The organism is Pararhizobium sp. DWP1-1-3 (genome assembly GCF_049896125.1).
Lineage (GTDB): Bacteria > Pseudomonadota > Alphaproteobacteria > Rhizobiales > Rhizobiaceae > Pararhizobium.
The window spans coordinates 1-24,970 of record NZ_JAFCTR010000004.1; the positions used below are offsets into that span (position 1 = coordinate 1).

At 58.8% G+C, this 24,970-nt stretch carries 39 protein-coding genes and 1 pseudogene; 32 read left to right on the forward strand and 8 right to left on the reverse strand.

Translation table 11 applies throughout. The features are described 5' to 3' along the window. From tuf to rplQ, 28 genes and pseudogenes are all read left to right on the forward strand, one after another. Positions 1-252, forward strand: a pseudogene (gene tuf / locus ACP7BS_RS10890) (elongation factor Tu); the annotation flags it as partial. A 290-nt stretch (positions 253-542) separates the two neighbouring features. After that, positions 543-851 carry a 30S ribosomal protein S10 gene (rpsJ, locus tag ACP7BS_RS10895; RefSeq protein WP_003507767.1) on the forward strand — a complete coding sequence of 103 codons (309 nt, stop codon included), beginning with the start codon at positions 543-545 and terminating at the stop codon, positions 849-851. A gap of 157 nt (positions 852-1,008) precedes the next feature. Continuing rightward, the gene (gene rplC, locus ACP7BS_RS10900; protein ID WP_318412344.1) at positions 1,009-1,689 is read left to right on the forward strand and encodes a 50S ribosomal protein L3; all 681 of its coding nucleotides are present in this window, start codon (positions 1,009-1,011) and stop codon (positions 1,687-1,689) included. A 12-nt stretch (positions 1,690-1,701) separates the two neighbouring features. Then, the gene (gene rplD, locus ACP7BS_RS10905; RefSeq protein WP_426230065.1) at positions 1,702-2,322 is read left to right on the forward strand and encodes a 50S ribosomal protein L4; all 621 of its coding nucleotides are present in this window, start codon (positions 1,702-1,704) and stop codon (positions 2,320-2,322) included. Further along, the gene (locus ACP7BS_RS10910; RefSeq protein ID WP_113243430.1) at positions 2,319-2,612 is read left to right on the forward strand and encodes a 50S ribosomal protein L23; all 294 of its coding nucleotides are present in this window, start codon (positions 2,319-2,321) and stop codon (positions 2,610-2,612) included. Before rplD ends, ACP7BS_RS10910 begins: the two co-directional genes overlap by 4 nt. Before the next feature lie 11 nt (positions 2,613-2,623). After that, positions 2,624-3,460, forward strand: a complete 837-nt coding sequence (gene rplB, locus ACP7BS_RS10915; protein WP_113243431.1) for a 50S ribosomal protein L2 — start codon at positions 2,624-2,626, stop codon at positions 3,458-3,460. Positions 3,461-3,475: 15 nt separating this feature from the next. Further along, entirely contained in the window at positions 3,476-3,754 is a 279-nt protein-coding gene (rpsS, locus tag ACP7BS_RS10920; RefSeq protein WP_037100590.1) for a 30S ribosomal protein S19, read from the forward strand. A 2-nt stretch (positions 3,755-3,756) separates the two neighbouring features. Then, a complete protein-coding gene (gene rplV / locus ACP7BS_RS10925; RefSeq protein WP_018328280.1) occupies positions 3,757-4,146 on the forward strand; it encodes a 50S ribosomal protein L22 in 390 nt (129 codons plus the stop codon). Next, positions 4,146-4,859: a 30S ribosomal protein S3 gene (rpsC, locus tag ACP7BS_RS10930; RefSeq protein ID WP_037100592.1), complete on the forward strand. Its 714-nt coding sequence runs from the start codon at positions 4,146-4,148 to the stop codon at positions 4,857-4,859. The genes rplV and rpsC overlap by 1 nt, the downstream gene beginning before the upstream one ends. A gap of 38 nt (positions 4,860-4,897) precedes the next feature. Continuing rightward, positions 4,898-5,311: a 50S ribosomal protein L16 gene (gene rplP, locus ACP7BS_RS10935; RefSeq protein WP_018239489.1), complete on the forward strand. Its 414-nt coding sequence runs from the start codon at positions 4,898-4,900 to the stop codon at positions 5,309-5,311. A 13-nt stretch (positions 5,312-5,324) separates the two neighbouring features. Beyond that, a complete protein-coding gene (rpmC, locus tag ACP7BS_RS10940; RefSeq protein WP_113243433.1) occupies positions 5,325-5,525 on the forward strand; it encodes a 50S ribosomal protein L29 in 201 nt (66 codons plus the stop codon). Positions 5,526-5,537: 12 nt separating this feature from the next. Then, complete coding sequence (gene rpsQ, locus ACP7BS_RS10945) at positions 5,538-5,774, forward strand: 30S ribosomal protein S17 (RefSeq protein ID WP_037100601.1); 237 nt, start codon at positions 5,538-5,540, stop codon at positions 5,772-5,774. Positions 5,775-6,011: 237 nt separating this feature from the next. Beyond that, positions 6,012-6,380, forward strand: coding sequence for a 50S ribosomal protein L14 (gene rplN / locus ACP7BS_RS10950; protein WP_018328276.1), 369 nt, complete (start codon positions 6,012-6,014; stop codon positions 6,378-6,380). 12 nt (positions 6,381-6,392) lie between these two features. Next, complete coding sequence (rplX, locus tag ACP7BS_RS10955; RefSeq protein ID WP_060638392.1) at positions 6,393-6,704, forward strand: 50S ribosomal protein L24; 312 nt, start codon at positions 6,393-6,395, stop codon at positions 6,702-6,704. After that, on the forward strand, positions 6,697-7,257 hold the full coding sequence (rplE, locus tag ACP7BS_RS10960; protein WP_426230067.1) for a 50S ribosomal protein L5: 561 nt from the start codon (positions 6,697-6,699) through the stop codon (positions 7,255-7,257). The genes rplX and rplE overlap by 8 nt, the downstream gene beginning before the upstream one ends. 31 nt (positions 7,258-7,288) lie before the next feature. After that, the gene (gene rpsN / locus ACP7BS_RS10965) at positions 7,289-7,594 is read left to right on the forward strand and encodes a 30S ribosomal protein S14 (RefSeq protein ID WP_037100611.1); all 306 of its coding nucleotides are present in this window, start codon (positions 7,289-7,291) and stop codon (positions 7,592-7,594) included. Positions 7,595-7,606: 12 nt separating this feature from the next. Next, positions 7,607-8,005 (forward strand): 30S ribosomal protein S8, encoded by a 399-nt coding sequence (rpsH, locus tag ACP7BS_RS10970; RefSeq protein ID WP_056335736.1) that lies wholly within the window; start codon positions 7,607-7,609, stop codon positions 8,003-8,005. Positions 8,006-8,048: 43 nt separating this feature from the next. Further along, entirely contained in the window at positions 8,049-8,585 is a 537-nt protein-coding gene (gene rplF, locus ACP7BS_RS10975) for a 50S ribosomal protein L6 (RefSeq protein ID WP_037169468.1), read from the forward strand. Between the two features lie 12 nt (positions 8,586-8,597). Then, a complete protein-coding gene (rplR, locus tag ACP7BS_RS10980) occupies positions 8,598-8,960 on the forward strand; it encodes a 50S ribosomal protein L18 (protein WP_037169470.1) in 363 nt (120 codons plus the stop codon). A gap of 242 nt (positions 8,961-9,202) precedes the next feature. Then, positions 9,203-9,772 carry a 30S ribosomal protein S5 gene (rpsE, locus tag ACP7BS_RS10985; RefSeq protein ID WP_060505083.1) on the forward strand — a complete coding sequence of 190 codons (570 nt, stop codon included), beginning with the start codon at positions 9,203-9,205 and terminating at the stop codon, positions 9,770-9,772. Between the two features lie 13 nt (positions 9,773-9,785). Continuing rightward, positions 9,786-9,989 carry a 50S ribosomal protein L30 gene (rpmD, locus tag ACP7BS_RS10990; RefSeq protein ID WP_426230068.1) on the forward strand — a complete coding sequence of 68 codons (204 nt, stop codon included), beginning with the start codon at positions 9,786-9,788 and terminating at the stop codon, positions 9,987-9,989. Positions 9,990-10,002: 13 nt separating this feature from the next. Further along, a complete protein-coding gene (gene rplO / locus ACP7BS_RS10995; RefSeq protein ID WP_426230069.1) occupies positions 10,003-10,473 on the forward strand; it encodes a 50S ribosomal protein L15 in 471 nt (156 codons plus the stop codon). A gap of 236 nt (positions 10,474-10,709) precedes the next feature. Next, positions 10,710-12,050 (forward strand): preprotein translocase subunit SecY, encoded by a 1,341-nt coding sequence (gene secY / locus ACP7BS_RS11000; RefSeq protein WP_426230070.1) that lies wholly within the window; start codon positions 10,710-10,712, stop codon positions 12,048-12,050. Further along, positions 12,047-12,643, forward strand: a complete 597-nt coding sequence (locus tag ACP7BS_RS11005) for an adenylate kinase (protein ID WP_426238097.1) — start codon at positions 12,047-12,049, stop codon at positions 12,641-12,643. Before secY ends, ACP7BS_RS11005 begins: the two co-directional genes overlap by 4 nt. Positions 12,644-12,870: 227 nt before the next feature. Then, positions 12,871-13,239 carry a 30S ribosomal protein S13 gene (gene rpsM, locus ACP7BS_RS11010; RefSeq protein ID WP_071832785.1) on the forward strand — a complete coding sequence of 123 codons (369 nt, stop codon included), beginning with the start codon at positions 12,871-12,873 and terminating at the stop codon, positions 13,237-13,239. A gap of 236 nt (positions 13,240-13,475) precedes the next feature. Further along, on the forward strand, positions 13,476-13,865 hold the full coding sequence (gene rpsK / locus ACP7BS_RS11015) for a 30S ribosomal protein S11 (protein WP_018328263.1): 390 nt from the start codon (positions 13,476-13,478) through the stop codon (positions 13,863-13,865). A 99-nt stretch (positions 13,866-13,964) separates the two neighbouring features. Then, the gene (locus tag ACP7BS_RS11020; protein WP_037100639.1) at positions 13,965-14,975 is read left to right on the forward strand and encodes a DNA-directed RNA polymerase subunit alpha; all 1,011 of its coding nucleotides are present in this window, start codon (positions 13,965-13,967) and stop codon (positions 14,973-14,975) included. Positions 14,976-15,094: 119 nt separating this feature from the next. Then, positions 15,095-15,520: a 50S ribosomal protein L17 gene (rplQ, locus tag ACP7BS_RS11025; protein ID WP_113317595.1), complete on the forward strand. Its 426-nt coding sequence runs from the start codon at positions 15,095-15,097 to the stop codon at positions 15,518-15,520. A 66-nt stretch (positions 15,521-15,586) separates the two neighbouring features. Here rplQ and ACP7BS_RS11030 read toward each other — a convergent pair whose 3' ends face one another. Both ACP7BS_RS11030 and ACP7BS_RS11035 read right to left on the reverse strand, forming a co-directional pair. Beyond that, positions 15,587-15,970, reverse strand: coding sequence for a hypothetical protein (locus ACP7BS_RS11030; protein WP_426238099.1), 384 nt, complete (start codon positions 15,968-15,970; stop codon positions 15,587-15,589). A gap of 194 nt (positions 15,971-16,164) precedes the next feature. Next, entirely contained in the window at positions 16,165-16,566 is a 402-nt protein-coding gene (locus ACP7BS_RS11035; RefSeq protein WP_426238101.1) for a hypothetical protein, read from the reverse strand. A gap of 330 nt (positions 16,567-16,896) precedes the next feature. Here ACP7BS_RS11035 and ACP7BS_RS11040 point away from each other — a divergent pair, with 330 nt between their 5' ends. Both ACP7BS_RS11040 and ACP7BS_RS11045 read left to right on the forward strand, forming a co-directional pair. After that, complete coding sequence (locus tag ACP7BS_RS11040; protein ID WP_426238387.1) at positions 16,897-18,189, forward strand: DegQ family serine endoprotease; 1,293 nt, start codon at positions 16,897-16,899, stop codon at positions 18,187-18,189. 48 nt (positions 18,190-18,237) lie between these two features. Next, positions 18,238-19,569 (forward strand): replication-associated recombination protein A, encoded by a 1,332-nt coding sequence (locus tag ACP7BS_RS11045; RefSeq protein ID WP_426238388.1) that lies wholly within the window; start codon positions 18,238-18,240, stop codon positions 19,567-19,569. Positions 19,570-19,586: 17 nt separating this feature from the next. Here the strand turns inward: ACP7BS_RS11045 and ACP7BS_RS11050 are convergent, their stop codons facing one another. Then, complete coding sequence (locus ACP7BS_RS11050; protein ID WP_426238103.1) at positions 19,587-19,964, reverse strand: VOC family protein; 378 nt, start codon at positions 19,962-19,964, stop codon at positions 19,587-19,589. A 255-nt stretch (positions 19,965-20,219) separates the two neighbouring features. On the opposite strand from ACP7BS_RS11050, the gene sugE reads away from it, so the two are divergent. Next, positions 20,220-20,534 (forward strand): quaternary ammonium compound efflux SMR transporter SugE, encoded by a 315-nt coding sequence (sugE, locus tag ACP7BS_RS11055; RefSeq protein ID WP_426238105.1) that lies wholly within the window; start codon positions 20,220-20,222, stop codon positions 20,532-20,534. Positions 20,535-20,615: 81 nt separating this feature from the next. On the opposite strand, the gene ACP7BS_RS11060 is transcribed toward sugE, so the two are convergent. From ACP7BS_RS11060 to crcB, 4 genes are all read right to left on the reverse strand, one after another. Beyond that, a complete protein-coding gene (locus ACP7BS_RS11060; RefSeq protein ID WP_426238107.1) occupies positions 20,616-21,401 on the reverse strand; it encodes an ATP12 family chaperone protein in 786 nt (261 codons plus the stop codon). Further along, positions 21,394-22,059: an HAD-IA family hydrolase gene (locus tag ACP7BS_RS11065; RefSeq protein ID WP_426238109.1), complete on the reverse strand. Its 666-nt coding sequence runs from the start codon at positions 22,057-22,059 to the stop codon at positions 21,394-21,396. The genes ACP7BS_RS11060 and ACP7BS_RS11065 overlap by 8 nt, the downstream gene beginning before the upstream one ends. Then, positions 22,059-23,051, reverse strand: coding sequence for an RluA family pseudouridine synthase (locus tag ACP7BS_RS11070; RefSeq protein WP_426230077.1), 993 nt, complete (start codon positions 23,049-23,051; stop codon positions 22,059-22,061). The genes ACP7BS_RS11065 and ACP7BS_RS11070 overlap by 1 nt, the downstream gene beginning before the upstream one ends. Positions 23,052-23,176: 125 nt before the next feature. Then, on the reverse strand, positions 23,177-23,554 hold the full coding sequence (crcB, locus tag ACP7BS_RS11075; protein WP_426238111.1) for a fluoride efflux transporter CrcB: 378 nt from the start codon (positions 23,552-23,554) through the stop codon (positions 23,177-23,179). A 164-nt stretch (positions 23,555-23,718) separates the two neighbouring features. Between crcB and ACP7BS_RS11080 the strand changes: the two genes are divergently transcribed. Further along, positions 23,719-24,030 (forward strand): DUF1883 domain-containing protein, encoded by a 312-nt coding sequence (locus tag ACP7BS_RS11080; protein WP_426238113.1) that lies wholly within the window; start codon positions 23,719-23,721, stop codon positions 24,028-24,030. A 60-nt stretch (positions 24,031-24,090) separates the two neighbouring features. Here ACP7BS_RS11080 and fghA read toward each other — a convergent pair whose 3' ends face one another. Then, positions 24,091-24,924, reverse strand: a complete 834-nt coding sequence (gene fghA, locus ACP7BS_RS11085; RefSeq protein WP_426238115.1) for an S-formylglutathione hydrolase — start codon at positions 24,922-24,924, stop codon at positions 24,091-24,093. Positions 24,925-24,970: the final 46 nt, after the last annotated feature.

The window sequence follows — 24,970 nt, forward strand, 5'->3', positions numbered from 1 at the left end:
CTGACGAAGGAAGAGGGCGGCCGTCATACGCCGTTCTTCACCAACTACCGTCCGCAGTTCTACTTCCGTACGACGGACGTGACCGGCATCGTGTCGCTTCCTGAAGGCACGGAAATGGTTATGCCTGGCGACAACGTCACGGTTTCCGTCGAGCTGATCGTTCCGATCGCGATGGAAGAGAAGCTGCGCTTCGCCATCCGCGAAGGCGGCCGCACCGTCGGCGCCGGCATCGTCGCCTCGATCGTCGAGTAATTCACTCGGTTGGGAAGCGGCGCTTTCAGCGCCGCTTCCCTGAATATTTGTTGGTCGAAGCCTGCGCCTCAAGGTGTATGCCTCTCGAATTGACGGAAGCGCGAAAAAACGTGCTTTCGTGGGCGTTCGGTCATTGTGTCGGGCGCCGATTCCGTATATGTGCGGGTCGAATTGCAGAAACGGACAGAGAGTGATTTGCTCTTTGTGCTCTTTGAAGCATCAGCACCCGGAAACGAATAACGAAATGCCTCACCCTGGGGCTTTCGCTTACAACAACAAGGATAACTCGAATGAACGGCCAGAATATCCGTATCCGCCTCAAGGCGTTTGATCACCGGATTCTTGATGCCTCCACGCGGGAAATCGTTTCGACGGCCAAGCGCACAGGCGCTTCGGTTCGTGGTCCGGTGCCGCTTCCTACGCGGATTGAAAAGTTTACTGTCAACCGCTCGCCCCACGTGGACAAGAAGAGCCGTGAACAGTTCGAGATGCGCACCCACAAGCGCCTCCTCGATATCGTCGATCCTACGCCCCAGACTGTTGACGCGCTGATGAAGCTCGACCTCGCTGCCGGCGTAGACGTGGAAATCAAGCTTTAAAAACAAGGAAGGTACGTGGATTTCGGTCCAACGGCTTCCAAAAACGGGCGACCCTTCGATCGGATGATCCCAACTGGATCGGACGAAAAGAGGGAGACCTTAAACCAGAGATGCAACGGGGTTTTCTCCGTCGCTAACTCTTAAGAGGAATGAACCAATGCGTTCAGGTGTGATTGCACAGAAGATTGGGATGACCCGCGTCTATAACGACGCTGGTGAGCACATCCCAGTTACAGTATTGCGGATGGAAAACTGCCAGGTTGTGGCCCATCGCACAGAAGACAAGAATGGCTACACCGCAGTTCAGCTCGGTGCCGGCCAGGCTAAAGTCAAGAACACGAGCAAGCCGTTGCGTGGTCAGTTCGCTGCCGCCAACGTAGAGCCGAAGGCCAAGGTCATCGAGTTCCGCGTTTCGTCGGACAACCTGATCGATGTCGGCGCTGAGCTCACTGCAAACCATTTCGTCGCCGGCCAGCTGGTCGACGTCACCGGTACATCGTCCGGTAAGGGTTTTGCCGGTGCCATGAAGCGCCACAACTTCGGCGGTCTGCGTGCAACGCACGGCGTGTCCGTATCGCACCGTTCGCATGGTTCGACTGGTTCCAACCAGGATCCGGGCCGCGTCTGGAAGGGTAAGCGCATGGCTGGCCACATGGGTCAGACACGCATCACCACCCAGAACCTGGAAGTGGTCTCCACCGATGAAGACCGCGGTCTGATCCTCGTCAAGGGCGCCGTACCCGGCTCCAAGGGCGCATGGATCGTCGTTCGCGACGCCATCAAGTCCGGCACTCCGGCTGACGCTCCGCGTCCTGCCGCTGTGCGCGCAGCCAAGTAAGGGGGCCAGATCATGGATCTCAACGTCACCACACTCGAGGGCAAAGAGGCCGGTAAGGTTTCCCTGTCCGACGCGATTTTCGGCCTAGAGCCGCGCGAAGATATCATTGCCCGCGTCGTTCGCTGGCAGCTTGCCAAGAAGCAGCAGGGTACGCACAAGGCAAAGGGCCGTGCAGAAATCGCACGCACCGGCGCCAAGATGTTCAAGCAGAAGGGTACGGGCCGCGCTCGTCACCATTCGGCTCGTGCTCCGCAGTTCCGCGGCGGTGGTAAGGCTCACGGCCCGGTTGTTCGCAGCCATGCCCATGACCTGCCCAAGAAGGTTCGTGCTCTCGGCCTGCGCCACGCGCTGTCCGCCAAGCTGCGTGCCGAAGAGCTGATCATCGTTGACAGCCTGGTTGCTGCTGAAGCCAAGACGAAGGCGCTGACCGGCGCATTCGCGACGCTCGGCCTGACCAACGTGTTGTTCATCGGCGGCGCCGAACTGGACAGCAATTTCAAGCTCGCAGCTCAGAACATCCCGAATGTGGACGTTCTGCCGGTGCAGGGCATCAATGTTTACGACATTCTGCGCCGCGGCAAGCTCGTGCTTTCCAAAGCTGCAGTTGAAGCTCTCGAGGAGCGGTTCAAATGACTGACCTTCGCCACTACGATGTGATCCTCGCTCCGTCGATCACCGAAAAGTCGACGCTGGTTTCTGAACAGAACCAGATCATCTTCAACGTCGCCAAGGATGCCTCGAAGCCTGAAATCAAGGCTGCAATCGAAGCACTGTTCGGCGTCAAGGTTACGGCTGTCAACACGCTGGTCCGCAAGGGCAAGCTGAAGCGCTTCCGTGGCTTCGCTGGCCGGCAAAAGGACGTCAAGAAGGCAATCGTCACGCTCGCTGACGGTCAGACCATCGACGTCTCAACCGGACTCTGAGGAATAGAACAATGGCATTGAAAAGTTTCAATCCGACCACCCCGAGCCAGCGCCAGCTGGTCATCGTCGACCGGTCCGGCCTGCACAAGGGCAAGCCGGTCAAGTCGCTGACCGAAGGCCTGTCCTCCAAGGGCGGCCGCAACAACACTGGCCGCATCACCGTGCGTTACCAGGGTGGCGGTCACAAGCGGACCTACCGCCTGATCGACTTCAAGCGTCGCAAGTTCGACGTCGAAGGCACGGTCGAGCGTCTGGAATACGACCCGAACCGCACGGCGTTCATCGCGCTGATCAACTATGCGGACGGCCAGCAGGCTTACATCATCGCTCCGCAGCGTCTTGCTGCCGGCGACAAGGTGATCGCCTCGGAAAAGCAGGTTGACGTGAAGCCGGGCAACACCATGCCGCTTCAGTACATGCCGGTTGGTTCGATCGTTCACAACGTCGAGATGAAGCCAGGCAAGGGCGGTCAGATCGCTCGCTCGGCTGGCGCCTACGTTCAGCTGGTCGGTCGCGACCAGGGCATGGCGATCCTTCGCCTGTCGTCTGGCGAACAGCGCCTGGTGCACGGCTCCTGCCTTGCAACGGTCGGTGCAGTCTCCAACCCTGACCACGGCAACATCAACGACGGCAAGGCCGGCCGTTCGGTGTGGCGTGGCAAGCGTCCGCACGTTCGCGGCGTCGTCATGAACCCTGTTGACCATCCGCACGGCGGTGGTGAAGGCCGCACCTCGGGTGGCCGTCATCCGGTTTCGCCTTGGGGTAAGCCCACCAAGGGCAAGCGTACGCGCTCGAACAAGTCGACAGACAAGTTCATCATGCGCTCGCGTCATCAGCGTAAGAAGTAAGAGAGGAAGTCTCCAATGACTCGTTCAGTATGGAAAGGTCCGTTTGTTGACGGCTATCTTCTCAAGAAGGCTGAGAAGGTTCGTGAAGGCGGCCGCAACGAAGTGATCAAGATGTGGAGCCGTCGCTCCACCATCCTGCCGCAGTTCGTCGGTCTCACGTTCGGCGTCTACAATGGCAGCAAGCATGTTCCGGTCAGTGTCAACGAAGACATGATCGGTCACAAGTTCGGTGAATTCTCTCCGACCCGGACCTATTACGGTCACGGTGCGGACAAGAAGGCAAAGAGGAAGTAATTATGGGCAAGGCAAAAGCCGAACGCCGGCTGAAGGATAACGAGGCGCAGGCAATCGCGCGCACGATCCGCGTCAGCCCCCAGAAGCTCAACCTGGTAGCTGCGATGATCCGCGGCAAGAAGGTCGACCGGGCTCTGGCCGAACTCGAGTTCTCGCGCAAGCGGATCTCGGACACTGTCAAGAAGACGCTGGAATCTGCGATCGCAAACGCAGAGAACAACCACGATCTCGACGTCGACAGCCTGATCGTTGCCGAGGCTTACGTTGGCAAGTCCATCGTCATGAAGCGTTTCCACGCTCGTGGCCGTGGCCGTGCATCGCGTATCGAAAAGCCTTTCGCGCATCTGACGATCGTTGTTCGCGAAGTCGAAGCTAAAGGGGAGGCCGCATAATGGGTCAGAAGATCAATCCAGTCGGCTTCCGCCTCGGCATCAACCGTACCTGGGATAGCCGCTGGTTCGCGGACAACGCAGAATACGGTCAGCTTCTTCACGAAGACCTGAAGATCCGTGCCTACGTCATGGAAGAGCTGAAGCAGGCCGGTATCGCCAAGGTGGTCATCGAGCGTCCGCACAAGAAGTGCCGCGTCACGATCCACTCGGCTCGCCCGGGCCTGATCATCGGCAAGAAGGGCGCAGACATCGAAAAGCTGCGCAAGAAGATCGGCGAGATGACCAAGTCGGAAACGCACCTCAACATCGTTGAAGTGCGCAAGCCGGAAGTCGACTCGACGCTCGTCGCCCAGTCGATCGCTCAGCAGCTCGAACGCCGCGTGGCTTTCCGCCGTGCGATGAAGCGTGCCGTTCAGTCCGCAATGCGTCTTGGCGCCGAAGGCATCAAGATCACCTGCGGTGGCCGTCTCGGCGGTGCTGAAATCGCGCGTACCGAATGGTATCGTGAAGGCCGCGTGCCGTTGCACACGCTTCGCGCCGACATCGACTACGGTGTGGCTGAAGCCAAGACCGCTTTCGGTATCTGCGGCATCAAGGTCTGGATCTTTAAGGGCGAAATCCTCGAACACGATCCGATGGCTTCCGAGCGTCGTTCGTCCGAGGCAGATGCCCAGGGCCCCAGCAGCAACAACCGTCGTCGCGAAAACGCGTAACAGTCGTTCCTGGCAGCTAATATCGGAGAATTAAAAAAATGTTGCAGCCAAAGCGCACTAAGTACCGCAAGCAGTTCAAGGGACGCATCAAGGGCGTTGCCAAGGGCGGTTCCGACCTTGCTTTCGGTGAATTCGGCCTGAAGTCTCAGGAGCCGAACCGCGTAAACGCACGCGAGATCGAAGCGGCCCGCCGCGCGATCACCCGTCACATGAAACGTGCCGGCCGCGTATGGATCCGCGTATTCCCAGACGTACCGGTCACGGCGAAGCCGACCGAAGTCCGCATGGGTAAAGGTAAGGGTTCGGTTGAATATTGGGCTTGCAAGGTCAAGCCCGGCCGAATGATGTTCGAAATCGACGGCGTCAGCGAAGAACTCGCCCGCGAGGCGCTTCGCCTTGGTGCTGCGAAACTCTCTGTCAAGACGCGCTTCGTTCAGCGCATTGCAGAGTAAGGAGTAAAGCCCAATGAAAGCCGATACCATCCGCGCGCTCAGCGCCGATCAGCTCAACGAAGAGCTCGCCAAGCTGAAGAAAGAGCAGTTCAACCTGCGCTTCCAGAAGGCCACAGGCCAGCTCGAAAAGTCGTCGCGCATCAATGAAGTCCGCAAGGGCATTGCGCGCGTCAAAACCATTGCCCGCCAGAAGGCGGCAGAAGCCAAGGCTTAAGGATCTAAGAATATGCCAAAACGCATTCTGCAGGGCACAGTCGTCAGCGACAAGAACGATAAGACCGTCGTGGTCCGTGTCGAGCGTCGTTTCGCGCACCCGATCTTCCAGAAGACCGTTCGCCGGTCCAAGAAGTACAAGGCGCATGACGAGAACAACCAGTACAAGGTCGGCGATCAGGTTTCCATCGAGGAATGCGCGCCGATTTCCAAGGACAAGACCTGGACAGTGGTTTCCGTTCAGGCCTAATTCTTAAGAGTTTCGCATCCGGCTCTTGCGTCGGCTGCGAAAATCTATATGAAGCAGCGCAAGGACGCTCGACTCGAGCGTTCTTTTGCTTTGAGCGCACGGAAGGTCCTGTTTAGGAAACCACCCTGGCAACGATCGATCCCGCGCGAGAACAGAAATTTAGAAGCTGGAACAGGGGGCCCTCAATCTGATGAGGTTGGCCCAACCGGTCCGGTCACAACAAGAAGGCGACCTGACATGATTCAGATGCAAACAAACCTCGACGTGGCGGATAATTCCGGCGCACGTCGTGTCATGTGCATCAAGGTGCTGGGCGGCTCCAAGCGCAAGTACGCTTCGGTCGGCGACATTATTGTCGTTTCGATCAAGGAAGCTATTCCGCGCGGCCGCGTCAAGAAGGGTGATGTGATGAAGGCGGTTGTCGTTCGCACAGCCAAGGACATCCGTCGTCCGGACGGCAGCGTCATCCGGTTCGATAACAACGCAGCTGTTCTTATCGACAACAAGAAAGAGCCGATCGGCACCCGTATCTTCGGACCGGTTCCGCGCGAACTTCGCGCCAAGAACCACATGAAGATCATCTCGCTGGCTCCAGAAGTACTGTAAGGAGCGATTGAGATGCAAAAGATTCGCAAGGGCGACAAGGTCGTCGTATTGACCGGTAAGGACAAGGGTCGTTCTGGGGAAGTTCTCCAGGTTCTGCCTAAGGAAGACCGGGCCGTTGTGCGTGGCGTAAACATGGTGAAGCGTCACCAGCGCCAGACCCAGGCCCAGGAAGCCGGTATCATCAACAAGGAAGCGTCGATTCATCTGTCGAATCTCGCGATCGCCGATCCGCAGGACGGCAAGCCGACCCGCGTCGGTTTCAAGATCGACGGCGACAAGAAGGTTCGCGTTGCAAAGCGTTCGGGAGTGTCGATCGATGGCTGACGCTAAGAAGTACGAGCCCCGGCTCAAGACCGAATATGTCGAGCGTATCTCCAAGGCGATGCAGGAGAAGTTCTCCTACGCAAACGTCATGCAGATCCCGCGTCTCGACAAGATCGTGATCAACATGGGTGTTGGTGAATCGACGGCTGATAGCAAGAAGCCGACGGTTGCTGCCGCAGACCTCGCAGCGATTGCCGGCCAGAAGCCGGTCATCACCAAGGCCCGCACCTCGATCGCCGGCTTCAAGCTGCGCGAAGACATGCCGATCGGCGCAAAGGTTACCCTGCGCGGCATTCGCATGTACGAATTCCTGGACCGCCTGATCAACATCGCGCTTCCGCGCGTTCGAGATTTCCGCGGCCTGAATCCGAAGAGCTTTGACGGCCGTGGCAACTTCGCCATGGGTGTCAAGGAACACATTGTGTTCCCGGAGATCAACTACGACAAGGTTGATCAGATGTGGGGCATGGACATCATCGTTTGCACGACGGCAACGACCGACGACGAAGCACGCGCTCTGCTCACAGAGTTCAACTTCCCGTTTCGCCAGTAAGCCGTAACGACAAGCAGAAGGATTAAGTTGAATGGCGAAGACGAGCGCAATTGAAAAAAACAATCGCCGCCGTAAGTCGGTTGCCCAGGATGCGTCCAAGCGCGCAGCCCTGAAGGCAACCATCATGAACCAGTCTCTTCCGATCGAAGAGCGCTTCAAGGCAACTTTGAAGTTGGCGAGCCTGCCGCGTGACGGTTCCAAGACCCGCGTTCGCAACCGTTGCGAAGTGACTGGTCGCCCGCGTGCATATTATCGCAAACTCAAGATGTCGCGTATTGCGCTTCGTGAACTTGGCAATTTCGGCAAGGTGCCGGGCATTGTTAAGTCGAGCTGGTAAGGAGACGGGCACATGGCAATGACTGATCCGCTGGGCGATATGCTCACCCGTATCCGCAACGGTGCTGCACGCCGCAAGTCGAGTGTTTCCACTCCGGCTTCCAAGCTGCGCGCACGCGTTCTCGATGTCCTTCAGGCTGAAGGCTACATCCGCGGTTACTCGGAAACAGAATTTGGTAACGGCAAGGCCGAGATCAATATCGAACTGAAATACTACGAAGGTGCGTCGGTGATCCGTGAGATCGGCCGCGTATCGAAGCCGGGCCGCCGAGTGTATGTCTCGGTCAAGTCCATTCCGCAGGTCGCGAACGGTCTCGGTATCACTATCCTTTCGACTCCGAAGGGTGTGATGGCCGATCATCAGGCACGCGAACAGAACGTTGGTGGCGAGGTTCTCTGCTCCGTATTCTAATACGGTAGCAGTGACCTCCATAACGGACAGACAGGTTTGAAATATGTCTCGTATCGGTAAAAAGCCCGTTCCGGTTCCTGCAGGTGTCACGGCCACGGTTAGTGGCCAGACAGTGACTGCAAAGGGCCCGAAAGGCGAACTCTTCTTCGTTGCTAACGACGAAGTCGTCGTGAAGCTGGAAGACAACAACGCGGTGTCGGTGACCCCGGTTGATCAGTCCAAGGATGCTCGTTCCAAGTGGGGCATGTCCCGCACGATGATCGAAAACATCTTCAAGGGCGTCAAGGATGGTTACGAGCGCAAGCTCGAAATTAACGGCGTTGGTTATCGCGCGTCGCTTCAGGGCAAGAACCTGCAGCTGGCACTCGGTTTCAGCCACGACGTGGTCTATCAGACTCCTGAAGGCATCTCGATTGCTGTGCCGAAGCCGACGGAAATCGTCGTCACCGGCATCAACAAGCAGCAGGTCGGCCAGGTCGCGGCAGAAATCCGCGAATACCGTGGCCCCGAGCCCTACAAGGGCAAGGGCGTCAAGTATGCTGGCGAGCGGATTGTCCGCAAAGAAGGCAAGAAGAAGTAAGGATCACGCGAAATGGCTACAAGGAAAGATACACTTGTGCGCCGCGCCAGCCGCGTGCGCCGTCAAGTCAAGGCAGTGGCCAATGGCCGTCTGCGCCTGTCTGTTCATCGCTCGTCGAAGAACATCTACGCACAGGTTATCGATGATGTTGCTGGCAAGACCGTTGCGTCTGCCTCGACACTCGACACGGATCTGCGTTCGTCGCTTAAGACGGGCGCTGACACGGCAGCTGCTGCTGCCGTTGGCAAGCTCCTCGCGGAGCGCGCCTCGAAGGCTGGTGTCAAGGACGTTGTCTTTGACCGTGGCGCCTTCATCTATCACGGCCGCGTCAAGGCGCTCGCCGAGGCAGCCCGCGAGGGTGGCCTGAACTTCTAGTGCGCCACGCGTTCGAAGAACGCGTAAAGGTCGCACTAGTCTTATGAAGCTGGAGCATTTTATCCACTTCAAATGTACGCATTTGAAGTGGAATGCTCCAGGAGATGATATCCGTCCGGGCTTGCCTGGGCGGATCATCGAACCGCTTTTTATAAAGCGCGTCGCTTCCGCTCCCTCGAAGGGGCGGGGCGACTTTTTGTCAATCTGCCGATTGCACCCGGAAAAGAAAAAGGAAAAGGACAATGGCACAAGAAAAAAGAGGTTCTCGCGATGATCGCCAGAACCGCGAGGAGCGCGACAGCGAATTCGTTGACAAGCTCGTAGCAATCAACCGCGTCGCAAAAGTCGTCAAGGGCGGCCGTCGTTTCGGCTTTGCTGCTCTCGTCGTCGTCGGCGACCAGAAGGGCCGCGTCGGCTTCGGTCATGGCAAGGCACGTGAAGTGCCGGAAGCCATCCGCAAGGCCACCGAAGCTGCCAAGCGCGAACTGATCTTCGTTCCGCTGCGCTCGGGCCGTACGCTTCATCACGACGTTCATGGCCGTCACGGCGCAGGCAAGGTTCTGCTGCGTGCTGCCAAGGCCGGTACCGGTATCATCGCCGGCGGCCCGATGCGCGCCGTTTTCGAAACGCTCGGCATGCACGACGTTGTTGCGAAATCGACTGGTTCTTCGAACCCGTACAACATGATTCGCGCCACGTTCGACGCCCTGAAGAGCCAGATGCACCCGAAGGATATCGCAGCTCAGCGCGGCATGAAGTATGCCACTCTGCAGAGCCGCCGCGTATCCGCCGGCGTTGCTTCCGAAGAATAAGGGAGCCTGAACAATGGCTAACAAAGAAGTTGCAAAGAAGACGGTTGCGGTCGAACAGATCGGCAGCCCCATTCGCCGCCCAGCCGTACAGCGTGCAACGCTGATCGGTCTCGGTCTCAACAAGATGCACCGGGTTAGCGTTCTGGAAGATACACCTTCCGTTCGCGGCATGATCCGGGCCGTCCAGCACCTCGTTCGCGTCGTCGAAGAGAAGTGAGGGGGATACCATCATGAAACTGAATGAAATCAAAGACAACGAAGGTTCGACCAAGAACCGCAAGCGTCTCGGCCGTGGTATCGGTTCCGGATCCGGCAAGACTGCCGGCCGCGGTGTCAAGGGTCAGAAGGCTCGCTCCGGCGTTGCCATCAATGGCTTTGAAGGCGGCCAGATGCCAATCTACCGCCGTCTGCCGAAGCGTGGCTTCAACAACATCTTCCGTTCGGATTTTGTTGTCGTGTCGCTCGGCCGCATCCAGATCGCCATCGACGCCAAGAAGCTTGATGCTTCCAAGGCGATCGATGCTGCCGCTCTGACGGCTGCCGGCGTAATCCGCCGCGCCAGGGATGGCGTTCGGGTTCTCGCCGATGGCGAACTGACGGCAAAGGTAACGATCGAAGTTGCCGGCGCTTCCAAGCCTGCGATCGAAAAGATCGAAAAGGCTGGCGGTTCGATCAAGCTGCTTTCGGGCGCTGCTGAATAATTAGTTGCTGATGAACCGCCCGGGGTGCTTCACACCGGGCGGTTTTGCTCCCATATGAGAGCCTCACAGATGCGCTGCCGGATTCGTCCGGCGCAGAATATTGATCGGGAACCACGGTGAGGCGCGAGATTGCAGTTGCAGTCGTTTCCAAGCCGGTTTTCATAAAAAGAAGATAGCTTTTTCCGGATCTGACCGGGTTTCCCCGCGGGTTCCGAACTGGCTACGCGGAGAATTGCATGGCTTCTGCAGCGGAACAGCTCGCCTCCAACCTGAATTTTGCGACGTTCGCAAAAGCCGAAGATCTGAAACGCCGCCTCTGGTTCACCCTTGGTGCGCTTCTGGTATATCGCCTCGGCACCTATATTCCGCTGCCAGGCCTCAACCCGGAAGCTTTCGCCCAGGCTTTTGCCGGGCAGAGCGGTGGCATCCTTGGCCTTTTCAACATGTTTTCGGGCGGCGCCGTCGAGCGCATGGCGATCTTTGCCCTCGGCATCATGCCTTACATTTCCGCCTCCATCATCGTTCAGCTGATGACCTCCGTGGTTCCGTCGCTTGAACAGCTGAAGAAGGAAGGCGAGCAGGGCCGCAAGGTTATCAACCAGTACACCCGCTACGGCACGGTGCTTCTCGGCACGCTGCAGGCCTATGGCATCGCGGTTGGCCTCGAGAGCGGCAACGGCCTTGTCGTCGATGCCGGCTGGTTCTTCCGGATCTCCACCGTCATTTCGCTGCTTGGCGGCACGATGTTCCTGATGTGGCTCGGCGAGCAGATCACCTCGCGCGGCATCGGCAACGGTATCTCGCTGATCATCTTCGCCGGTATCGTCGCGCATCTGCCGACGGCTCTGGCCGGTACGCTCGAACTGGGCCGCACCGGCGCTCTGTCGACGCCGCTGATCCTCGCCATCATCGTCATGGTCGTTGCCGTCATCGCGCTGATCGTCTTCGTCGAGCGCGCCCAGCGCCGGCTTCTGATCCAGTATCCGAAGCGACAAGTCGGCAACAAGATGTTCCAGGGCGATACCTCGCATCTGCCGCTGAAGCTCAACACCGCCGGCGTCATCCCCGCCATCTTCGCGTCGTCGCTTCTGCTTCTGCCGGCAACGCTTGCAGGCTTTGCCAACAGCGCAGCGCTGCCAGGCTGGGCCACGACCATCGTTGCTGCTCTCGGCCACGGCAAGCCGCTCTACATGGTGCTCTACGGCGGCATGATCGCGTTCTTTGCCTTCTTCTACACCGCGATCGTCTTCAATCCGAAGGACACGGCCGACAATCTGAAGAAGCACGGCGGCTTCATCCTCGGCATTCGCCCAGGCGAGCGCACAGCGGAATACATCGACTACGTCCTGACGCGCATCACCGTGCTCGGCGCGATCTACTTGATGTTCGTCTGCATTCTGCCCGAAGTCATGATCGCGCAGACCGGCGTGCCGTTCTACCTTGGTGGTACGTCGCTTTTGATTGTTGTCAGCGTTACCCTTGATACTGTAGCACAGGTGCAGGGTCACCTGATTGCCCAGCAGTATGAGGGGCTGATCAAAAAATCGAAGCTGCGTGGAGGAAAGAGGGGCCGATGAGACTAATATTTTTAGGACCGCCGGGAGCTGGCAAGGGAACACAGGCCAAGCTTCTGACGGAAAAATACGGTATTCCGCAGCTTTCCACAGGTGATATGCTGCGGGCGGCCGTCCAGGCTGAGACGGATGTCGGCAAACGTGCCAAGGCCGTCATGGATGCCGGCCAGCTCGTTTCCGACGAGATTGTCAACGAGATCGTCTCCGACCGGATCGATGCGGCCGACTGTGCGAACGGCTTCATTCTCGATGGCTATCCGCGCACCGTTCCGCAGGCTGTTGCCCTTGGCAAGATGCTGGCGGGCAAGGGGCTGCGGCTTGATTCGGTTATCGAATTGAAAGTGGACGAAGATGCGCTTGTACGGCGCATCGAGAATCGCGTAGCAGAAACCATTGCCGCTGGCGGTAAGGTTCGTTCCGACGATAATCCGGAAGCATTCAAGAAGCGTCTTGTCGAGTATCGCGAGAAGACGGCGCCGCTGTCGCAGCACTACGCTGTGACCGGCGAGTTGAAGACAGTTGATGGAATGGCGCCGGTCGAGACCGTCACCTCGCAGATCAACGCAATTCTGGCATCGGCTTCGGCCGACGCCTAAAAGGCAGTTCTTGAAAAAGGACTGCCGGGGAGTTGACTTTTGCGGTCGATTCCTTCAAAGACCGCGCTAACTCGCAGCATGCTAGGGATCGGCGCGGATTTCAAAGACGAAGTCCGGGCGCGATTCTTTTGACGTGTTCCGAACAGAACTTTCACAGTCGGCCTCTTAAAGGGCTGCATAACGAAGCACCTATTGCCGGATGGCAACTGGAAGCAAGGAGAACAGGCGTGGCACGTATCGCTGGCGTCAACATCCCGACGAGCAAGCGCGTAGTAATCGCGCTTCGTTACATTCACGGGATCGGAGCGAAGTTCGCACAGGAAATCGTCGAGAAGGTCGGTATCCCGGCTGAACGTCGTGTGCACCAACTGACGGATGCTGAAGTTCTTCAGATCCGCGAAGCAATCGACCGTGATTATCAGGTTGAAGGCGACCTGCGTCGCGAAACCTCGATGAACATCAAGCGTCTGATGGACTTGGGCTGCTACCGCGGTCTGCGTCACCGTCGTTCGCTGCCTGTTCGCGGTCAGCGCACGCATACCAATGCCCGTACCCGCAAGGGCCCGGCAAAGGCGATTGCAGGCAAGAAGAAATAATTTCCCAGAAATGGGGAATGCAGAGGCTGGCGCTCGGCGCCGGCCTCTTTTGTGGTTTCGGAAGGGCGCGCCTGCGTCCCTCCGGTGGAGCTGCTGGAACTACGGCAGTGACGATATCGCCGCGCAGACCGGATTTTTCCGTTCGCGCATGACTTGAAAATTCAGGGCAGGGGTTAGCCTCCGCCCGGTGGAGCCGCTGGTACTACGGCGGTGCAGAGATCAACGAAAGGTATACCATGGCCAAGGAAGCCACACGCGTTCGCCGTCGCGAGCGGAAAAACATTTCTACGGGCGTTGCGCACGTCAACTCGTCGTTCAACAACACGATGATCACCATCACCGACGCACAGGGCAACGCGATTGCCTGGTCTTCGGCTGGTTCGAAGGGCTTCAAGGGCTCGCGTAAGTCGACCCCGTTCGCAGCCCAGATGGCTGCTGAAGATGCGGCCAAGAAGGCCCAGGAACACGGCATGAAGACGCTCGAAGTCGAAGTCTGCGGCCCGGGTTCCGGCCGTGAATCGGCTCTGCGTGCGCTTCAGGCTGCTGGCTTCATGATCACCTCGATCCGTGACGTCACGCCGATCCCGCACAACGGTTGCCGCCCGCGCAAGAAGCGCCGCGTTTAATTTACGCATTCATCAAGCCGGTGAGGGGGTTACCTCTCCCGGCGCTTCAAGGCTCGGTTGCCACGATTGAATGGTGGCAACGAACAGAAGGCAAAACATATGATTCAGAAAAACTGGCAGGAACTGATCAAGCCGAACAAGGTTGAGTTCTCGTCCTCCGGCCGCACCAAGGTTAGCCTTGTTGCCGAGCCGCTGGAGCGTGGCTTTGGCCTCACTCTCGGCAACGCGCTTCGCCGCGTTCTTCTGTCGTCGCTTCGTGGCGCTGCTGTTACTGCAGTGCAGATCGACGGCGTCCTGCACGAGTTCTCCTCGATCCCGGGTGTCCGGGAAGACGTGACGGACATCGTGCTGAACATCAAGGAAATCGCCATCAAGATGGATGGCGACGACGCAAAGCGCATGGTTGTGCGCAAGCAGGGTCCGGGCGTTGTGACCGCCGGTGACATCCAGACGGTTGGCGATATCGAAATCCTCAACCCGAACCATGTGATCTGCACCCTCGATGAGGGCGCCGAGATCCGCATGGAGTTCACCGTCAACAACGGCAAGGGCTACGTGCCTGCGGACCGCAACCGTTCGGAAGATGCGCCGATCGGCCTCATCCCGGTCGACAGCCTGTATTCGCCGGTCAAGAAAGTGTCCTACAAGGTGGAAAACACCCGTGAAGGCCAGGTTCTCGACTACGACAAGCTGTCGATGCAGATCGAGACCGATGGTTCCGTCACCGGTGAAGATGCAGTCGCTTTTGCGGCCCGCATCCTTCAGGACCAGCTCGGCGTTTTCGTCAACTTCGACGAACCGCAGAAGGAAGCCGAAGAAGAAGCCGTTACCGAACTGGCGTTCAACCCGGCACTGCTCAAGAAGGTCGACGAACTGGAACTTTCGGTCCGTTCGGCCAACTGCCTGAAGAACGACAACATCGTCTATATCGGCGACCTCATTCAGAAGACCGAAGCCGAAATGCTTCGCACTCCGAACTTTGGCCGCAAGTCGCTGAACGAAATCAAGGAAGTTCTCGCTTCCATGGGCCTGCATCTCGGCATGGAAGTGCCTGCATGGCCGCCCGAGAACATCGAAGATCTCGCCAAGCGCTACGAAGACCAGTATTAACAATAAAAAAGGCAGGTTTTGACTGCCTTTCCCCGTCAAACAGCAGGCAAAAGTCTGCATGTGCCAGGAAACGGCAGGCCCATACTCAAGAGGGAACCTGCAATTAAAGGAGAATAGCAATGCGCCATGGTGTAGCCGGCCGCAAGCTGAATAGAACTGCAAGCCACCGTAAGGCAATGTTTGCCAATATGGCTGCTTCGCTCATCGAACATGAGCAGATCGTCACGACCTTGCCGAAGGCAAAGGAAATCCGTCCGATCGTCGAGAAGCTCGTCACGCTCGGCAAGAAGGGTGACCTTCATGCTCGTCGTCAGGCCATCTCGCAGATCCGCGACGTTGCTGTCGTCGGCAAGCTGTTCGATGCCATCGCAACACGTTACGCAACCCGCAACGGCGGCTACCTGCGCATCATGAAGGCTGGCTACCGTCACGGCGACAATGCGGCTCTGGCCGTTATTGAATTCGTCGATCGCGACACCTCGGCCAAGGGCGCCAAGGATATCGCACGCGTTGCTGCCGAAGCAGAAGCTGCAGACGCCGCTTAATCGGTCTGCGGACTGAGACTTTAAGAAGGCCGGGTGCGAGATCGCCCGGCCTTTTTGCTGTGCGCCTTATGGCGACGAAGGCGTGCCACGTTCCTCTCGCAGCATCTCAAGGACACGGGCGAGAAAGGGTCGAACGGCTTCCCCGATCAGGAAAAAGTCCGCGTTCGATGCGGCCCAGAGATCTTCTAGTTGCTGGTCCGTCGCATTAGCGTTCAGCCAGTAATCCAGAAAATTGTCGAGATCATCCGCCGTTTCCGGGAACTGGTGCAGAACGTGACCGATCCCGAAGTCGATGACTTCGTCATGAGAGCCGAATATGAGGGGATCATGAAGCATGGCTCTGGTGAACGCCCGGAAGCCGGGGGATTTGGCAACGAATTCTCTCATCACTTTCTGCTCCCAGTCCTCGTTTCGCGGATAAGCTGTAACAACCAAAAAACCTTGTGGCAATCTGGGGTCTCGTCTGAGTAGTACACCAACGCTATAGGTGGTGCGCCATCGCGGCTTCGAGTACCCGGTGTCCCTGTACCATTCCGCCCCTGTCGCATGCCCGTAATATTTGGTGATTAACTCGCCTCTCTCAACTCCTAGCAATCCGGCTTTTACGGCCTCGACGGTGTCGAGGTTCGCCAGTATCGTTTCGTTCACATAACGCAGCGCGTCGGGATAGCTTCCGATTTGCCTTGACGTCTGACCGCTCCGGAAAATGGAAGCCAACGGGACGCTTCTGGACCCATTCCCACAAGCAACTCGGCTTTTGATCGATATACATGGTTGCTTATCGTGTGAGCGCCACGGTAGCCTTCAATTGCCTGTAGATCGACGTAGTATTGGCCGAATTCGTCATTAACTCGATGGACCGTTGCTTCATCTTCTGAGCCAGTCGCATCATCTGCCCACTGGCCGCCATCAGGATTTCCCGCCGGCACGCGCGGCTGGTCGGGTCTGAAGTTCGCCTTTCGCAATAACGCCTGCAAGGTTGTGGCGGTGATCATCCAGCGCAGTTGTGTGAGTTTCCAGATCGGTACAGTGTGCATATTGTCCATGAGGTTCGTTTCTCCGCCGCAGATCCCTCATGATAAATGCGTTGATGGGGCCGGGGACGAAGTGCTGCGGCTTTTTTTCTGTGATCGGCCGCCTTTGCTTTTTGGGAGCCGGCGTCCTATCTGTGTGTCCGCTGGATTGATTTGATGGGACTGATTGACATGCCGCGCTTTATCTATTCGTTCGTTGCCTTAGGTGCCGTCGGTGTTCTGGCTGCTGGTCTGGTGTTTGCGGGAAAACCGAGTAAGCCCGGGGGCGACGTGGTTTCTTTTATATCTGCTGCACAGGCGCAGGCGGAGACGCCGAAAGTGTTGCCGCAAAGCAAGATCGAAATGCAGCTGTCCTTTGCGCCGCTGGTCAAGCAGACGGCCAATGCCGTCGTCAACGTCTATGCGGAAAAGACGGTTCAGAGCCGCTCGCCTTTCGCCGATGATCCGTTTTTCGAGCAGTTCTTCGGCCAGCGCATGCCCAACCGGTCGGAAAAGCAGTCTTCGCTCGGATCCGGCGTCATCGTCGGCAAGAATGGCATCGTCGTCACCAATTATCATGTCATCACCGATGCCGATAACATCAAGATCGCGCTTGCCGATGGCCGCGAGTTCGAAACCACGGTCATGCTCAAGGATGAGCGGCTGGACCTTGCCGTACTGAAGATCAAATCGGACGGTCCGTTCGATACCGTGCCGCTCGGCGATTCGGATGCGGTCGAAGTCGGCGATCTGGTGCTGGCGATCGGCAATCCCTTCGGCGTCGGCCAGACGGTCACAAGCGGCATCGTTTCGGCGCTGGCCCGCAATCAGGTTATCACTGGTGACTTCGGCTTTTTCATCCAGACCGATGCGGCGATTAATCCCGGCAATTCCGGTGGCGGCCTGATCGACATGAACGGTCAGTTGATCGGCATCAATACCGCGATCTTTTCGCGCGGCGGCGGCTCCAACGGCGTTGGCTTTGCCATTCCCGCCAATCTCGTCAAGGTCTTCGTCGCGTCTGCCGAAGGCGGCAATGGCAGCTTTACCCGGCCGTTCATCGGCGCAAGCTTTGAGCCGGTGACCTCGGAAGTCGCCGATGCGCTCGGGCTCGACCGCGCACGCGGCGCGTTGGTCAGCTCCGTCATCGAAGGCGGGCCGGCAGAGAAGGCCGGCATCAAGCCGGGGCAGGTGATCGTCGCCGTCAATGGCATTCCGGTCGAGCATCCTGATGCATTGGGCTATCGCCTCACCACCGTCGGCATCGGTCATGTCGCCAAGGTCACGATCAGTGAAAACGGCAAGACCCGCGATATCGAGCTTGCGCTGGCCGAAGCGCCGGAAACGTCGCCCCGCGATGAGCGGCTGATCGAGGGCCGCAATCCCTTCTCAGGCGCTGTGGTCGGCAATCTGTCGCCGCGTCTCGCCGACGAACTGCGGATGCCGGCGTCTTCGCAAGGGGTGGTGATCACGCAGATCAATCGCGGATCGCCTGCGGCCCGCGTTGGTTTCCAGCCAAAAGATATCATCATCGCCGTCAATGGCATGCCGATCGACAAGTCCACGACGCTTGAAACGATTGCCAAGGACGACCCATCGCTGTGGCGCGTCGAGATCGAGCGCGGCGGTCAACGTATCCGTCAGTTCTTCCGGTGATCGGGTTCCCGGCCTCCAAGGGACAAAAGCATGTTGCTCCGGCTGGTCATGGGACCGGCCGTTCCGGATGGAGGGTTGCCTGTGACGCTGTTCGATGAGGATACCCACCGGCCGCTTGCCGATGCTCTTCGTCCTGAAACGCTGGAAGAGGTCATCGGCCAGGATCACCTTCTGGGTGAGAATGGACCGATTGCCCGCATGCTGTCGGCGGGCACTGTTGGGTCCTTCATCCTCTGGGGCCCGCCGGGTGTGGGCAAGACGACGATTGCGCGCCTCGTCGCCACCTCGGCAAAGATGGAGTTCGTCCAGCTGTCCGCCGTGATGTCCGGCATCGCCGATCTGCGCAAAGTGTTCGATACGGCAAAGAATAACCGAACCATCGGCCGCCAGACCATCCTCTTCGTCGATGAGCTGCACCGCTTCAACCGCAGCACGCAGGATGCTCTCCTGCCGCATGTCGAAAACGGCACGGTCATCCTGATCGGCGCGACGACGGAAAATCCGAGCTTCAGCCTAGTGGCTGCCTTGCTGTCGCGATTGAAGGTTTTTACGCTCAATCCGTTCGATGCTGCCTCGTCCGAACTGCTCTTGGCGCGGGTGGAGAATTTTGTCGGAAAACGCTTGCCGCTGACGGAGGACGCGCGGACCGCGTTGATCAACATGGCCGATGGGGACGGGCGCTATCTGGTGGGCTTGGCCGACGATGTCCTGTCACTTGGCGAAGAGGGTGATCTCGATATCGGGCGCCTGTCCAAAGCCCTGCAGAAGCGCATGCCGATCTACGACAAGGCGCAGGACGGTCACTACAATCTGCTGAGCTGCTTTCACAAAAGCCTGCGGGGCAGCGATGTCGATGCGGCGCTCTATTGGGGCGCGCGCATGGTGGATGCGGGGGAGGATCCGACGACGCTGTTCCGTCGGCTCGCCTGCGCTGCCAGTGAAGACGTTGGCATGGCCGATCCCAACGCGATGCCGCAGGTGATTGCCGCCTGGACTGCCTTCGAGCGGATCGGCTGGCCGGAAGGCCGGCTCTTCATCGCGCAGGCGATCGTCTATGTCGCGACCGCGCCGAAATCCAATGCCAGTTACCGGTCCTTCGATGCAGCCCTCGAGATGGCCCGCCAGACCGGCTCCATTCCACCGCCGAAAAGCATCCTCAACGCCCCGACCAAGCTGATGAAGGATCTCGGCTATCACGAGGGTTACAAATACGATCATGATTATCCGGATGCCTTTTCCGGACAGGAGTTCTTTCCGGAAGAATTGCGCAGCAAGGACACGCGTTTCTACAAGCCGCAAGAACGCGGCTTCGAGCGCGAGACGCTGAAACGCCTGGAATTCTGGCATCGCCTGAAGCGGGATCGCACTGCAAAAGAATAGGCCGCTTGTAACCGGCGCTATTCCGGAATTTTGAAAAACGCCTCGAGGCGATAACCGTCGGGATCGATGATAAACCCCGCATAATAGAACTGGCTGTATTCCGGCCGCAGTCCCGGCAGACCATTGTCTTCGCCACCGTTGGAAATGCCGGCTGCGTGGAAGGCATCGACCGCGGCGGCATCAGGTGCGATGAAGCAGAAATGCAGGCCGGAACTGCGGTCGGCGGGCACGGGGCTTTCGACCTTGGCGATCCACAGGCTGATCCGGTCCGAACCATAGCCGAGCACCGTATCCGTTTTCGACAGCCGCTCGTAGCCGAGCGGCGTCAGGATGGCATCATAGAAACGAAGCGAACGATCGAGGTCTTTAACGCCAATCGACACATGGTCAAACATTGCGGAATACTCCCTGTTTCGCGCCTATCTTCCCCGTTCGAAATCATCCGCACAAGGGGTAAACCGCCTGTGGTACCGGATTGTCTTTGCCGCCGGACGGCCACGTTGCGAAGGATTGGCACGGATAGCAAGCTCTTGTCACCGTCGGATCGGGATGGCATAGAGTGCCCATGCAGACGGCTGCACGGGGTCGGCATCCAGCCCGCACCCGAACATCTGCGAGGACGGCCTCGCTCCCTTGAGACGGAGAGATTGATGGCCTGGGTAATCCTTTTCCTTGCAGGAATTCTTGAGATCGGTTGGGCGATCGGCCTGAAATATACCGAGGGCTTCACCAAGCTTCTGCCCACAGTTCTGACCGGCGCCTCGATGGTGGCAAGCGTCGTTCTGCTCGGCATCGCCGTGCGCACATTGCCGCTCGGCACCGCCTATGCCGTCTGGACCGGCATCGGTACGGTCGGGACGGTAATCCTGGGCATCGTGCTGTTTGCCGAACCTGCGACAGCGGTTCGGATCGGCTGTATCGCGCTGATCATTGCCGGTATTGCCGGGCTGAAGCTGACCGCCTGAACAACACCGGCCAGAAATGAGAAATACCCCGCGCGGGGCTCCACGCGGGGTATTTTTGTCGGTTGCTGGCCGCCTTCAAACTCAGCGCAGGGCGTCGAGTGTCGCCGTTGCCGCCTGCATTTCCCGCCAGCGGTTTTCGCGGCGCTGGAAGGCTTCGTCGTCGGTACCCCAGTGCTCGATCTGCCAGTCCTCGTCGAGATGGGCAAGCGCCCAGGCCTCTTGCGCCGACAGCTGCTTTTCGGCAAAGGCGATGGCGATGAGGGCGGAGCCGGTGAGCGTGGTGATCGTGTGCAGGCAGGCAAGGCCGAGCGGCGTGGCATAGGCGCGCAGCGCTTCGGCAACACCGTTGATGGCGGCGCGGGGCTGAAGCTGATGCACGACACCCTCGACGAGAACGAAACGCGCACCAAGCTTTTCCGCAGCCCAGGTGATCAGCGGATCCCAGCGTTCCGACTGACGGGCGACGAGGCCTTCCGGATCGCTTGCGCGGTAGCAGAGAAGATCGGTTCCGGCAAAATTCAGGATGTCGTCGAAAACGGCGCGGATATCCTTGGAGACGCCATCGATCGCCGTGTTGGCAAGGCGGGTGACCGGCATGGTTGCCGGGTCGATCTCGTCCTTCTGGGCATCCCATTCGGCTGCCAGCAGAGTGGCTGCGGCCTGCGTCGGAACGGTCAGATAGTGTTTGGCCGGGGTGCGGACCGTACGGCCGTCAAGCAGGATGGCATGGCCGCCGTCTTCCGCCGGGCCGATGCCGACACTCTTGTAGAAACGCTTCGCCAATGGCTTGTGCATCTGTATCTGCGCGCGGCGCACGGGATCCGGGTCGCTCAGCGCCTGATGCAGATCGTCGCGAATATCAGGCATGATGTGTCTCCATCCAGTCCAGAATATCATGCGGGGTCCGGGCGATGTAATCCGCACCGGCGTCGATGAGCTCGGGAACGGACGCATAACCCCAGGCGACGCCGATGGCGGATGCGCCGGCGCTCTTGGCCATCTGCATGTCGTAGATCGCGTCGCCGATAACGACCGTATCCTTGGCGTCGATGCCGGCCTCGGAGCAGCACTCCGTCACCATCGCAGGATGCGGCTTCGATGGGCAGTCGTCGGCCGTCCGCGAAACGAAAAATGTCTTTTCGTAACCGTGGCTTGCACAGATCTGATCAAGTCCGCGCCGGGATTTTCCCGTAACGGCACCTAAGAGCAGTTCGTCGCGGCTCATCAGGGTAGCGATCAGCGGCGCGATGCCGTCGAACAGCGGTTCGCGAAAGTTCATTTCGGTGCGGACGCCGCCGTAAATCTTCTTGTAATGCGCCGTCATCGCCTGGGCACGATCGTCCACGTGCGGCTGGTGCATCAGCCGGGCTATGGCGATATCGAGCGTCAGGCCGATAATGCTCTTGGTGGCCTCCAGCGAGATGCGTTCAAGGCCAAAATCCTCGAACGTCCGGGCCATGACTTCGTGGATCAGCCCGGCGCTGTCGACCAGGGTGCCGTCGCAATCGAAAAGAGCGAGTTTCATCAGTCGTCGGCTTCCTCGGCGCTGGCCATGTCGAAGCCGATCAGGTTCCAGCTCTGGACCATATGTTGCGGCATCGGGGCGGTGACGATCAGGCGTCCGCCATCCGGATGCGGAACGTCGATCCGCCGCGCATGCAGATGCAGCTTGTTTTGAACGCCGCCGGGGAAGGCCCAATTGAATTCGGCGCCGAAATATTTCGGATCGCCGATGATCGGGTGGCCGATATGGGCGGCATGGACGCGCAACTGGTGGGTACGGCCGGTATAGGGCTCCATTTCCAGCCAGGTCAGGTTCTGGCCGGCCGTCTCGATGATCCGGTAGTAGGACACCGCATGATCGGCGCCATCTTCGCCATGCTTGGCAATCCGCATGCGGTCGCCGTCCGGCGTCTGTTCCTTGACCAGCCAGGTCGAGATCTTGTCTTCCCTCTTGCGCGGCACACCCTTGACCATCGCCCAGTAGGTTTTCTTGGTATCACGCTCGCGAAAGGCTGCCGTCAGCTTCTGGGCGGCGCCGCGGGTGCGGGCGATGACCAGAACGCCGGACGTGTCGCGGTCAAGCCGGTGGACGAGGCGTGGCTTTTCGCCCTTGGGGCTGGTCCAGGCTTCGAGCATGTCGTCGATATGGCGGTTGATGCCGGAGCCGCCCTGAACCGCGATACCAGGCGGCTTGTTGAGAACGATGACCTTGGCGTCTTCATGCAACAGCATGCGCGACAAAAGTTCATGGTCGGATGCGTGCCGCAGGTCACGGCCGGCGATCGGGCCTGTCCGTGTCTTCGGATCGACTTCCATCGGCGGAATGCGCACGACCTGACCGGGCTGGACGCGCATGTCCGATTTGACGCGGCCGCCATCGACGCGGACCTGGCCGGAGCGCAGCAGTTTTTGCAGCGGACCGAAGCCGAGGCCCGGATAATGGATTTTGAACCAGCGATCGAGGCGCATGCCCGCCTCGTCGGATTCGACTTGTTTGTGTTCAATGCCCGCCATTTATTTCTACCTGCATCCAATTGCCATCGCGCCTCGACAATGGTGCCGACCGGAAATCCGTGCGCAAACTGATATGACAGAGCAGGCCGGTCCCAATTGGACGCATGGCGCTCTGAGAGGTCCCTTTAGACCATTGCGCGCATAAGGGCCAGCCCGGCAAAGACCGCGAGTGCCGAAAGAAGCACGCTGGAAGCCACATAAATCAATGCCGTGACCGGTTCGCCGCGTTCGAGCAGGGTGATCGCGTCGAGCGAGAAGGCGGAAAAGGTGGTGTAGCCGCCCAGGATGCCGGTGATCAGGAACACCCGCATCTCCGCCGATGCGCCGAATTTACGGGCGATCACCTCGGCAAAGACGCCGATCAGGAAGGATCCGGTGATGTTGACCGTAAGCGTTCCCCACGGAAACGAGGGGCCGAAGCTGCGCAACGTCCAGAGCCCGACGAGATAGCGGAGCACGGAACCGACAGCGCCACCAGCGGCAACAAGAAAGATATGTGTCATGGAAAAATGCCATAGCCGAAACCGGCGTGGCGGAAAAGATGCCCGCCCGTTTTGGTGCATCTGAAGTGAGTTCGCTGCTAAACCGTGCACCAAAGGAAAACCAATTTTTAACACGCAAATTCTAATATGACCGCCACTGGCCAGGCGGTTCGAGCGGACGTGCAATGACAAAACTGAAGTTCAATTTCTCCCATTACGACCTCAAGCAGCAGCGCGCCGGTGTGACGATCGAGATCACCCTGTCGGCCGTCGCCAACGTGCGTCTGATGACGGCTAACAATTTCCAGCTCTACACCGAAACGCTGAAGCATCAGTTCGTCGGCGGCATAGCGCGCAAGTCACCGATCCGCCTGACCATTCCGCAATCCGGCCACTGGCACGTGGTCGTCGATATGGAAGGTCATCATGGCCAATGCGAATCGAGCATCCGCATCGTTGAAACCGCCACGCCGCCGCGTTTCCAGTCCGCATCCTGAAAAATGAAAAGATCCGCACGGTGCTGGACGGTGCGGTTCCTCAATTCATACGATTGAAGCTTAAGCCAGCCGTTCGGCATGCCATTTCAGATGCTCGTCCATGAACGACGAGATGAAATAGTAGGAGTGATCGTAGCGCTCATGCAGACGCAGCGTCAGGCCGATGCCGGTGCCCTTGATGGCATCCTCGAACAGCCATGGCCGCAGGCCCGTTTCGAGAAAATTGTCGGCCTTGCCCTGATCGATCAGGAATTCCGGGAAACGCGCGCCGTCCTTCACCAATGCGCAGGCATCATATGCCCGCCAGCTTGCCTTGTCCTCACCAAGATATTTTTCGAAGGCGCCGATCGACCAGTCTGCCGTCGAGGGCTCGACGATCGGCGCGAAGGCCGAGCAGCTCTTGAACCGGTCCGGGTTCTTCAGTGCGATGGTCATGGCGCCGTGGCCACCCATGGAGTGGCCGAAGATGCCTTGGCGGGCCATGTCGGCGCGAAAGTGCTGGGCGATGAACGCCGGCAGTTCCTCGGTGATGTAGGTATACATCTGGTAGTTCTCGGCCCAGGGCGTCTCTGTAGCGTCGAGATAGAATCCTGCCCCCTTGCCCATCTGCCAGTTGGTCAGTTCGTCCGGAACATCGCTGCCGCGCGGGCTGGTATCGGGGCAGACGATGATCAGGCCAAGCTCGGCAGCCATCCGGCGATATTCGCCTTTTTCCATCACGTTGGCATGGGTGCAGGTGAGCCCGGAAAGATACCAGACGACCGGGCAGGGCGCTGTGATCGCCTGTGGCGGGATATAGACCGCGAAGGTCATCTCGACCCCGCAGGCCTGTGAATCGTGCGAAAAGACGCCCTGCATGCCGCCGAAGGCGGTGTTCTGGGAAAGGACTTTCAAGCTGTGCTCCCTTGAATCTGAAAACGAACCAGCGCATGTCGCGCAA